The sequence below is a fragment of the Bacillus cereus group sp. MG9 genome (genome assembly GCF_040459995.1).
Taxonomy (GTDB): Bacteria; Bacillota; Bacilli; order Bacillales; family Bacillaceae_G; genus Bacillus_A; species Bacillus_A mycoides.
The window spans coordinates 1-9,129 of the sequence record NZ_JARVHC010000005.1 but is presented as its reverse complement, the minus strand read 5'-3'; the positions used below and the strand labels follow the sequence as shown (position 1 = coordinate 9,129).

Here is a 9,129-nt window from a genome sequence, read left to right as displayed (position 1 = left end):
AAATAGGCTCATTAAAGTCTCATATAAGAGATTTGCAGACAAACATAAGGGTTTTATATCAACAAACGAAAAAAGTTTTTAAAGAGCAATTTAAGGCTTTTAGAGAGCTTGTTAAAAATGAATTGGTTAGCAAGGGCGTAGATAATCAATTTGAACGCGAATATAAGAAAGAAATGAGGAGACATCAAAATTTTGATAGGGAAAGATAGGAATGATAATGGTGAAAACATTGAATTACATGAGTTTGAAGAAGAAAAAGAGGATTGAATGTTGTGTTTTTGCAAGAGACGGAAAGTTTTAACAAGGTGTTTCATGTTATTATAGAGAAAGACGTATAAACGAGAAAAACCGCTCTAGCTTTGGACGGCGAGACGGTTTTTCATAATAAGGTTGGAATCAACCATTTATATATTCTATATACATTCTAACATATAAAAGTTGATTCCTTCCACTAAGGGAGAGAATTATTTTATGACAAAAGTTGTAGATTTTGGACAAGCTGAAAAAAAAGCGAAAATAAGAGATAGTAAGATTGATAGTATTTATGACCAGTTGCAAGCTGGTGGTTACTCAGAAGAAGAAAAAATAATGCTTTTGCAGTTGTTAAGTAAGGCGACTGGTGGGGAAGAATATTTCATTGGTAAAAAGAAAAAGCCTACGGATAGGGTGAAGTTTGTGCAAATGATTACGGATAATTATAATTACTTAGCAAAAATAAACTATCTTACAAATGCTGAAAAGGCTTTTCTAATGGATTTAGTGCCTTATGTAGAATTTAAAACGAATATTCTTGTAGAACGAGCGAATGAGGAAAATGAATTTGATTCAGACAATGCTACACCTAGTTATTTAGCAAAAGAATTGAAGAGAGATCGTTCAAGGGTTTCAATGATGATGAATTCTTTAATGGAAAAAGGAGTATTGGCAGTTGCGGAATCTGGAATGACAACAGAAGATGGACGTATTTGTACGAGTCGTACATGGTTTATAAATCCTAATATTATGTGCTGTTCTCCAAAAGATGGAGTAGACAAAGCTACACAAAGAATTTTTAAGAAGTCTCTTAAAAATTTTGTTGCTGAAGATGGTAAAAAACATAAATTACCAGTTTATTTATTTTAGGAATGAGAAGAAAAGATGTCATTGACATCTTTTTTTTTATGTGTTTTTCCATTTTTTAGGTGTTGCTTTTTTGCAACACAGGTGTTGCTTTTTTGCAACACCCTATACCTTATAAAGCCTTGCTATTACTGACTTTCTTCACTTTGCTCTTCTCACTCTTATATATAGGGCTAAAAGTTCCGCAAGGAACGGGTTGTATTTTTGAGAAGAACACTCAAAAATCTCCACCCTCTCCATAAAAAAAACGGTTCGTTCATCCTCACCTAAAGGCTAACGCCTTTTCTTTTTTATAGAGTCCTTGCAAAACTTTTTTCGGCTCGTGTGCTTTTCTCGCCAAGCCGACAGACAAAAAGCAAAGTAATGGTTCTCGACTTGGACTAGCAAGTATACGAGCCGAACCGCTTAAATAATTCGTTCTAAGATAGTTCTTATTCAAAAAATAGATACGTAATACGTGGGGTTTCGCCCCCACACGACGAGCCAGCACTCTAGCCAAAAAGCAAATTTCAAATCTTAAATCCGTTTACATTATTTTTGATGAATATAAATTTATTTTTTGTTTTTATCAATTTGATTTGTATTATTTTTTTTAAGAAAGTTTCCTGTATCACTAATTGCTTGAATGGATTTAATTTTAATATTGATTTTATTTGGAGATTTTATAATTTTATTAGTTGAATTATTTTTTACTTGTACATTTGGCCCAATAATAGTAATTAATTCTTTATCAATATTCATTATAAAACCTTTAATATGAATTTGTTCTAAAAATACTATGATACGTAAATGAATTAATTGATAATCATATAAAAGTTTTTGTATTTCATTTGTAACGTCTGTGATATTTCTAGACGTATCAATTTGATATTTAGATATTTCTTTACTAAATATTGATTGCGAACTGTTTTGTTTTATTTTGAATTTTTGTGATTGGGGTTGAGATGAGGAGGATTTTGGGAATTTTAATAAGACAGTAGAATTTTTTTGTATCTTTGATGGAGTATAAGCCGTATTTGGTGAAACAGTAGAATTTTTTTGTACCTTTGATGGAGTATGAGCCGTATCTGGTGAAACAGTAGAATTTTTTTGTACCTTTGATGGAGTATGAGCCGTATCTGGTGAAACCGCAGGATTTTCTTGTGATCTTGGTGGAGTATGAAAAGGAATAGGATTTATATTAAACAATCTAAATTTAGGTTGTTTATTATTTTTTTGATTTGAACAAAACTGACACACCTAAACACCTCCTAATAAAGGGTTGTATTATATAGTAAACATATTATGTAAAAGAGTGATAATAAACGGCATAATAAACAAGCCAAATTATTTCTTATATAAGTGATCTTTAAAGCGATATTTTAGACTGATTTATACCAATTAAGATTTAAAAAATGCAATGGGTATTTATAATCCCATTGCATTTTTTGACTTTATTGATTATGCTCCTTGGTCATCACTAACTGATAAAATTGAACTAATTTTAACACTAATTTGGTTTGGATTTTCAAGGTCTTCACCATTAGCATTACTTTCTACTTCAACATCATCTCCATTACCACGAAGAGTAACAAACTCTTCTCCAATTCGAGTGATAAGCCCCTCTACATGGAATGATGGTAAGAACAATACAACTCTTGCTCCAACTAATTGAAATGCACGTAACAAAGCACGGATTTCATCATGATGTTCTGGCATTTACATCTTCCCTTCCTATAAATTAAAAAAGTAGAAAAAGAGTTTTTTAAAATTAACTCTCTAACTACTTCTCAAGATAGGATATGTTGAGAAGTAGTAATTGTAATAGACAAATTGGCAATTAATTTTTAATGCTATGAAATTTTACTAGGGTTCAATTGTCTCTATAGTAAAAGGTATTTAAAGGGTTATTAGCCTTTAAAATTTTAGTTTTTCTAGTGTTTAAGTAGAGGGTTGTGGCTATTTCGCTAATTTTAAATGATAAATAGGTTTCTTTATTAATCTATCATTTTTAAGTTTAGTGATTAAAAATGATAGATTAATAAAAGTTATAGAAAAACCTTTATGAATAAATATTTAGAGTAAGTTAACATAACGTCCTATTATTAGCAATCGTATATTTGTTAAAAGCTTTTTGGGATAGTTACGATCCTATTGGGAACATTAATTTTTATGGAGGTGATTGTAATGAATAATAACAAACAACCAAACAAAACTTCTGTAGGAACAAATGCTGCATCTGCATCTAACAAATTTGGAACGGAATTTGCTAGTGAAACAGATGTACAAGCAGTAAAACAGCAAAACGCTCAAGCAGAAGCTAAAAAGAACCAACAATCTAGCCAACAATAAACTTAACAAACAAAGGATATTTTCCATAATCGTGGGAAATATCCTTTGAGCAAACTATCCAAGATGCGATAAGGCATCATTCATGAAACCCAATTACGTAATAGAAAAAGACTACTTCTTTTAACTGGGAAAAGGTAGTCTTTTTCTATTTTTAAGCTGTATATGGGGTACCGCCAGCATTTCGGAAAAAAACCACGCTAAGCAAAAAAATACAATAAGCCGCCCATATGGACAGCTTATTTACATAATTTCCGTTATCGGAAGTAAAATTTAACTCGAAAATAGCTAATTTTATCAATTGTTGAATGTCTGAAAAAAATCAAATCAATGATATTGTCGAGATCCTTTGGCAACTTCTTGCTGTGATGACTATCATAGTGAGTTTTTCTCCAGCAACCACTATTAGTGGTTAATTACCATAAGGACTTATTTTTGAAATTTGCTATTTTTTAGAAAGTATGTTAATTTAAGATAGACCTATTTTTGTTCGGTTTGAGATTAAGAATAAATTTTGTTTTTCGTCTAAGGTATTTGAGCAAGGGTAGTAACATATGTGTGGGTATCCACACTAGGAGGCAACAATTATGGAACAAGGTAAAGTAAAATGGTTTAATGCAGACAAAGGTTTTGGATTCATCGAGCGTGAAGGTGGAGAAGACGTATTCGTACATTTCTCAGCTATCCAAATCGACGGTTACAAATCTTTAGACGAAGGACAAAGTGTAACGTTTGAAGTAGAAAAAGGACAACGTGGCCCACAAGCTACTAATGTTCAAAAAGCTTAATATTAGCTGATGAAAGACCCTCTTGTAGGGTCTTTTTTTGATTTTGTTACAATATTCCGAATACAACTTTTTTAAGGGGATTTGGGGTGCTTAACTTTTAATGAAAAAGAAAAAGTCCATAATTTTAGCATTATGGGCTTTTTCTTTTAGTTATCTTGCAATTATATTAGGAATACCAAAAAACGGATTATATATAGTCGTAGGATTTCCAATCTTATTTGTTGGTGGACTTTTGATTGTGCATCTATTTCAAAATAAGAATGAAAATGGAAAATAACTTTGTTTGATTGTATATCTCATACACATCTAGTTAACATAACGTCCTATTATCGGTAGCAAGGAAAACGGACAAACCTTTGATGTCATTAGGTTTGTCCGTTTTCTCTTTTTATCGTTATATGCATGATTTTATACATTGTTGTTGTAGCGAGGATTCTAAAGATCCTGGCTATTTTATTTTTTATCTTTTTTTGCATAAAATCTTGTATAAATTAAAAAAGATTTTGATGTTGGTATTGAGATGTAACGAGTATTCAATTTTAAAATTGATATGTGTTCCTAAGATTGGGTCTGTAATACGAGCTATACAAATTACCCATTTAAAGATTATGGGAGTTAAGAATTTGAAACAAGTGATACGTGAATTATTAGGGAAAAGGGTATATCATTGCTATAGCGAATATATTTTTGAGGTGAGACGCTATGAAGACGTTATATAGTCCCGGCGACGTGGCAGAGCAATTAGGTATCCAATCTAGTACATTACGTAAGTATGCTGATGTACTAGAAAAAGAGGGCTATACTTTCATAAAGAATGAACGTGGGCATAGGAAGTATAGAGAAAGTGATGTAATGGTGTTTCGTAAGGTTATCAATCTAAAGAACGACACAGACATGACATTAGAAAACGCCACAAAACAAATAGTATCATGGCATCAAGGCGTTGAGGTATTGCCATTAGAGCGACACGAAATTGAGCGCTATGAAGAACCGGATTTCAACGCTACAACGCTACAGACGATGCTTCAAGATCAAAACGAGGTCATTGAAAAGCAAAATGAATTACTACAAGAATTAAACAAACGTTTAGTTGAACAAGACCAGCGATTCGCACAAAGAGAATCAGAGTTATTGAGCGCTATACAAACGATACAGGAATCCCAAACGCTTATAGCGACGAATACTAGTGAAGACGTAGCGAAGAATCAGGGACGCGATGAAATGCTCATGCAAACAATAAGGGAAGTCCAGGAAGTTAAGAAGATGATTGCAGCAAGTAAAGATAAGAAATGGTATGAGTTTTGGAAATAATTTTTTGAAATTTGATTAATTATCTCTTGCCACCTCTAAAAAATATAGGAAAATGAATACAAAAGTAAAGCTTAGAGTTATATGAGAACTCTGAGTTTTTTGGGATACTACTGATAATTTGATTTTATGTGAACTAAATCTTAGGAAGAAGGAATTGAAAATGAATAAGAAATGTCCTAATTGTGGTTCTAGAGAAATCGGGCAAGATTCATTAAATGCTCAAGCATGTTTAAGACTTATTAGTACGAATAACCTTTTTAATCAATTTTCAAGAGTGATTGCTGATGTTTGCACGGAGTGTGGTAACATTTTATCTATGAAAGCAGAACATCCAGAGTATTTTAAAGTAGATAAATAAAAATTACTGATAATACAGATTATGTGAACAAAAAATCCCTTTAGAAGGAAGATCTGAAGGGATTTTTTTTATAGATTTTGAGATACATGGACTGCTGATAAGTGGGGTTATGTAAATTAGATTTGTATATGGGATATATTTTTGAAAACAGAATAAGAGTTAAGCAGTCTTATAATTTAATCATAACTCAACTAATTGTAATTATCATGTTGTGTTGGTTTGGAAAACTTTTTTTAGTTTAACTTATAAGGAGTAAGGTGAAGATGGTTATAAGGAAAGGGAGGTAGAGTCAAGATGCTATTTAATATTCTAATTGCATTTGTGTTACCTTGGGCTGTTGGAATTCTTCATCTTTACAAAAAAGAGAGAAGAATTCTACCTCTGATTGGTTCATTTTCTTGCGTTGTTGCTTTTGTTGTAAATGAATTCGGCTTTTATTGTGGTTTTTGGAGGATCGTTCCTATTCTTGATCAAAAAACTTTGTCTGCCTTACCTTTCAATATAGGAATTTATCCGATTTTGGCAAGTTACTTGATATTCTTTATAAAAAAAAACAAAAGACCTTACTTGACGGTCTTTTTCATATCGCTATTTACTACTTTTTTTGAAATGATATTAGTTTTAAGTGGGAAAATCTTATATGGTAACGGCTGGAATATTATTTGGACATTTTTTTCCTATATCATTCCTTATACGTGGGTGTACTGGTATTACCTCTATTTAAGAAAGTTACAAGTCATGAGCTAAATTCTGAAGGTAACATAATAGAATTCAGATGTTTTTGATTACTGATAACGAGATTTATGTGAACTAGTAGTATGTACCCATAACTTATTTATTTACAACGTTTTGAATGTATACTTTTGTTAATGATTTTGGAGAAAATGAGTGATTTGCTATAAAGTCAATAAAATCAAGGAAATGAAAGTAAACTAATAACAAAAAGTTTACATTCGAAAAAAGGGTAATATAAGCTGAAATCTCAATTTTTGTAACAATCTTGGGGAGTTAACTATTGTATTATTTTTTAATAAACCGGGGTTTACTAAAAAATATAGCAAGTATAAAAAATAAACTTGTAAATAAAATTGCTAATGATGTTTTATTTAGTAAAGGTAATATTATTGCTGAAAGAGCGGATAATATAAAGAAAAATTTCATCAAGTGCATCAACCTCCTAAAGTATTTTAATTATCTCATTAAAAATTAATAATATAAATATTTGAAAGTAAACTAATATGTATTAGTTTACATTCGAATTATCAAAAAAGAGTCCTATTAATTTAGGACTCCTTTTAATTTAATTTTTTAAATGAAATTTTGAGGTACACATTCACGAACACCAGAATTTCTCAATGAATTAAATAAAGCCGCACTGATTCTTAATAGGACGTTGTTATCAGTTCCATCTTCTAAATCATAGATTACAAAGTATGCATTATCGACTGTAAAAATACATTTTCGTTCTAATTTAAATCCAGGTGGTACAGTTGGAAATTCATCACTTGGTACAATTACAGGTGTATCACCTTCATCTCTGATAAGATTGAAAGTTTGCTCGTCAATTTCGTAGATATTAACTGGATCAATTTCTACACCTTTATCTGGAATTGTAATTTCATCTTCAACTAATAAGAAAAAACGTTGGTTTCGAAAATTGAAAAGAGATCTTGCTCCAATTTCAAATGATGCCATTCTCTATTCACCTCCTTAGCAACTTTTTCATAGATTTAAAGTCGCTTTTACATAGTATGTTAGATTAATAGATTTGGTTAAGGCATGTACTTTTATAAATTGAATTTAGGTAGAAGTCGTTGTGTATGTTGGTCAATCAAAACGGACCTAGTGAAGCGAAGGGAGTATTTGACTTGACCAACTGGACTACACCCGAACCCTCTTGGCACTGAACAAACTACCGTTTGTTCCTGCCAACCGGCGAGGGAGCCCCTCAAGGATTGAGGGGTTGGGGAGTTCGAATGAGGGGGCCTGGGGAAGAGTTCCCCAGTGGGTTTGGGCAAAGCCCAAGGTGTGTTTTTGCCATGCTAAGCATGGATCGGCAACGCCGAAAAGCGTCGCAGACCCCTATCGATTTTGATGCGTTAGTGTCAAAATAAGTATAGGGTTACGTCAATTGACACAATTTCGTCGCCTTGCTAGACTTATTGTATCAATTAATCTAGGGGAAGTGGTGGCACTTTATGTTGTTCTCTATCTCATTTAATCAATCTCATCAAAGTTCATTAAGCCATAATAACAGAGAAAACATTTATGGGAATCCTGGCATCGATCCATCCAGGTTAGACGAGAATATTTACTTTGTTCAAAAGGATATCCGAAGTGTATACAAGGATGTCTTTCAAGAAGCGGTGGATAAGTATAATGAGAAGCAAAAACGAAATGATCGTAAGATTCAGGACTACTATAACAAAATACATAAAAATGAAAAGACACATGAGCAACGAGAATTGGTTGTAGCGGTTGGAGAGGGTAAAGATGACCCAAAGTATAGGGAAGCTAAAAAAGAAGCGTTAAAACAGTATGCGGAGGCGTTTCAAGGGAGAAATCCAAATCTAGCAGTCTATAACATGGTTTTACATGATGATGAAGCCAATCCGCATTTACATATTAACTATGTACCGAATTTCGAAAGTAGTCGAGGATTAGCGAGGCGTGTCGGAATGGATAGAGCCTTGCAACAACAAGGCGTACAAGGAAAAGGGACGGAGCTAATTGCGAATTGGAGACAATTAGAAACGGTTTATATTGAATCTTTGGCTAAAAAACATATTCCAGAATTTGAACGAGCGAATGTAGGTTCACATAAGTACATGAAAGTGCGTCAATACAAGGAATATGCTGAAGCAGTTTCTAATATAGAGAATCAATTTACCGAGATAAGCAAGCGATTGCCTAATAATAAAATTACACTAAAGACCAAAAAGAAAGAGATCAAGACAGAGGTAAAAGCAAAATTAATTGGTAAACCTGAAATCATTGAGAAAGAAACAGGCAATTATGTTTTTTCTCCAAAGCAACTTGAAAAAGTAGAAGAATTAATAACAGCAGCAGTCACTGTAAAAAAAGATTATGAGCGTTTGCAGAATACGGATTTGGTAAAAGAAAATAAGGAATTGAATCGTCAAGTTGATAGTTTATATGATTCTTTAAAAGAATCTCAAAAGATAAATCTAGGGTTGAGAGAGGAAAATAGAAAATTAAATACTG

At 32.2% G+C, this 9,129-nt stretch carries 11 protein-coding genes and 1 pseudogene; 9 read left to right on the top strand and 3 right to left on the bottom strand.

Annotated elements, in window-relative coordinates:
* Both QCI77_RS30725 and QCI77_RS30720 read left to right on the top strand, forming a co-directional pair.
* Positions 1 to 209, top strand: a pseudogene (locus QCI77_RS30725) (recombinase); the annotation flags it as partial.
* Between the two features lie 262 nt (positions 210 to 471).
* Positions 472 to 1,122 (top strand): MarR family transcriptional regulator, encoded by a 651-nt coding sequence (locus tag QCI77_RS30720; RefSeq protein ID WP_002162441.1) that lies wholly within the window; start codon positions 472 to 474, stop codon positions 1,120 to 1,122.
* Positions 1,123 to 1,671: 549 nt separating this feature from the next.
* Here QCI77_RS30720 and QCI77_RS30715 read toward each other — a convergent pair.
* Both QCI77_RS30715 and QCI77_RS30710 read right to left on the bottom strand, forming a co-directional pair.
* Entirely contained in the window at positions 1,672 to 2,358 is a 687-nt protein-coding gene (locus QCI77_RS30715) for a hypothetical protein (protein WP_353826165.1), read from the bottom strand.
* Between the two features lie 201 nt (positions 2,359 to 2,559).
* The gene (locus QCI77_RS30710) at positions 2,560 to 2,817 is read right to left on the bottom strand and encodes a hypothetical protein (protein ID WP_353826164.1); all 258 of its coding nucleotides are present in this window, start codon (positions 2,815 to 2,817) and stop codon (positions 2,560 to 2,562) included.
* A 468-nt stretch (positions 2,818 to 3,285) separates the two neighbouring features.
* Here QCI77_RS30710 and QCI77_RS30705 point away from each other — a divergent pair, with 468 nt between their 5' ends.
* The 6 genes from QCI77_RS30705 (at position 3,286) to QCI77_RS30680 (ending at position 6,651) form a co-directional block, all read left to right on the top strand.
* Entirely contained in the window at positions 3,286 to 3,450 is a 165-nt protein-coding gene (locus QCI77_RS30705) for a gamma-type small acid-soluble spore protein (RefSeq protein ID WP_001063579.1), read from the top strand.
* Positions 3,451 to 4,034: 584 nt separating this feature from the next.
* The gene (locus tag QCI77_RS30700) at positions 4,035 to 4,235 is read left to right on the top strand and encodes a cold-shock protein (protein WP_002130770.1); all 201 of its coding nucleotides are present in this window, start codon (positions 4,035 to 4,037) and stop codon (positions 4,233 to 4,235) included.
* Between the two features lie 100 nt (positions 4,236 to 4,335).
* Entirely contained in the window at positions 4,336 to 4,512 is a 177-nt protein-coding gene (locus tag QCI77_RS30695; protein ID WP_353826163.1) for a hypothetical protein, read from the top strand.
* A gap of 425 nt (positions 4,513 to 4,937) precedes the next feature.
* Positions 4,938 to 5,546 carry a DUF3967 domain-containing protein gene (locus tag QCI77_RS30690; protein WP_033679031.1) on the top strand — a complete coding sequence of 203 codons (609 nt, stop codon included), beginning with the start codon at positions 4,938 to 4,940 and terminating at the stop codon, positions 5,544 to 5,546.
* Between the two features lie 160 nt (positions 5,547 to 5,706).
* Complete coding sequence (locus QCI77_RS30685; protein WP_172555814.1) at positions 5,707 to 5,904, top strand: hypothetical protein; 198 nt, start codon at positions 5,707 to 5,709, stop codon at positions 5,902 to 5,904.
* A gap of 294 nt (positions 5,905 to 6,198) precedes the next feature.
* Positions 6,199 to 6,651: a CBO0543 family protein gene (locus QCI77_RS30680; RefSeq protein ID WP_353826162.1), complete on the top strand. Its 453-nt coding sequence runs from the start codon at positions 6,199 to 6,201 to the stop codon at positions 6,649 to 6,651.
* Positions 6,652 to 7,212: 561 nt separating this feature from the next.
* Here QCI77_RS30680 and QCI77_RS30675 read toward each other — a convergent pair.
* Entirely contained in the window at positions 7,213 to 7,599 is a 387-nt protein-coding gene (locus tag QCI77_RS30675) for a spore coat protein (protein WP_353826161.1), read from the bottom strand.
* A gap of 503 nt (positions 7,600 to 8,102) precedes the next feature.
* Between QCI77_RS30675 and QCI77_RS30670 the strand changes: the two genes are divergently transcribed.
* Positions 8,103 to 9,129: plasmid recombination protein (locus QCI77_RS30670; RefSeq protein WP_353826160.1), on the top strand; the 1,027-nt coding region annotated here is incomplete at its 3' end.

Excerpts from the sequence above, each read along its gene's own strand:
- QCI77_RS30720 (WP_002162441.1), top strand. The coding sequence starts at position 472 with ATGACAAAAGTTGTAGATTTTGGACAAGCTGAAAAAAAAGCGAAAATA.
- QCI77_RS30710 (WP_353826164.1), bottom strand. The coding sequence starts at position 2,817 with ATGCCAGAACATCATGATGAAATCCGTGCTTTGTTACGTGCATTTCAA.
- QCI77_RS30705 (WP_001063579.1), top strand. The coding sequence starts at position 3,286 with ATGAATAATAACAAACAACCAAACAAAACTTCTGTAGGAACAAATGCT.
- QCI77_RS30700 (WP_002130770.1), top strand. The coding sequence starts at position 4,035 with ATGGAACAAGGTAAAGTAAAATGGTTTAATGCAGACAAAGGTTTTGGA.
- QCI77_RS30695 (WP_353826163.1), top strand. The coding sequence starts at position 4,336 with ATGAAAAAGAAAAAGTCCATAATTTTAGCATTATGGGCTTTTTCTTTT.
- QCI77_RS30690 (WP_033679031.1), top strand. The coding sequence starts at position 4,938 with ATGAAGACGTTATATAGTCCCGGCGACGTGGCAGAGCAATTAGGTATC.
- QCI77_RS30685 (WP_172555814.1), top strand. The coding sequence starts at position 5,707 with ATGAATAAGAAATGTCCTAATTGTGGTTCTAGAGAAATCGGGCAAGAT.
- QCI77_RS30680 (WP_353826162.1), top strand. The coding sequence starts at position 6,199 with ATGCTATTTAATATTCTAATTGCATTTGTGTTACCTTGGGCTGTTGGA.
- QCI77_RS30675 (WP_353826161.1), bottom strand. The coding sequence starts at position 7,599 with ATGGCATCATTTGAAATTGGAGCAAGATCTCTTTTCAATTTTCGAAAC.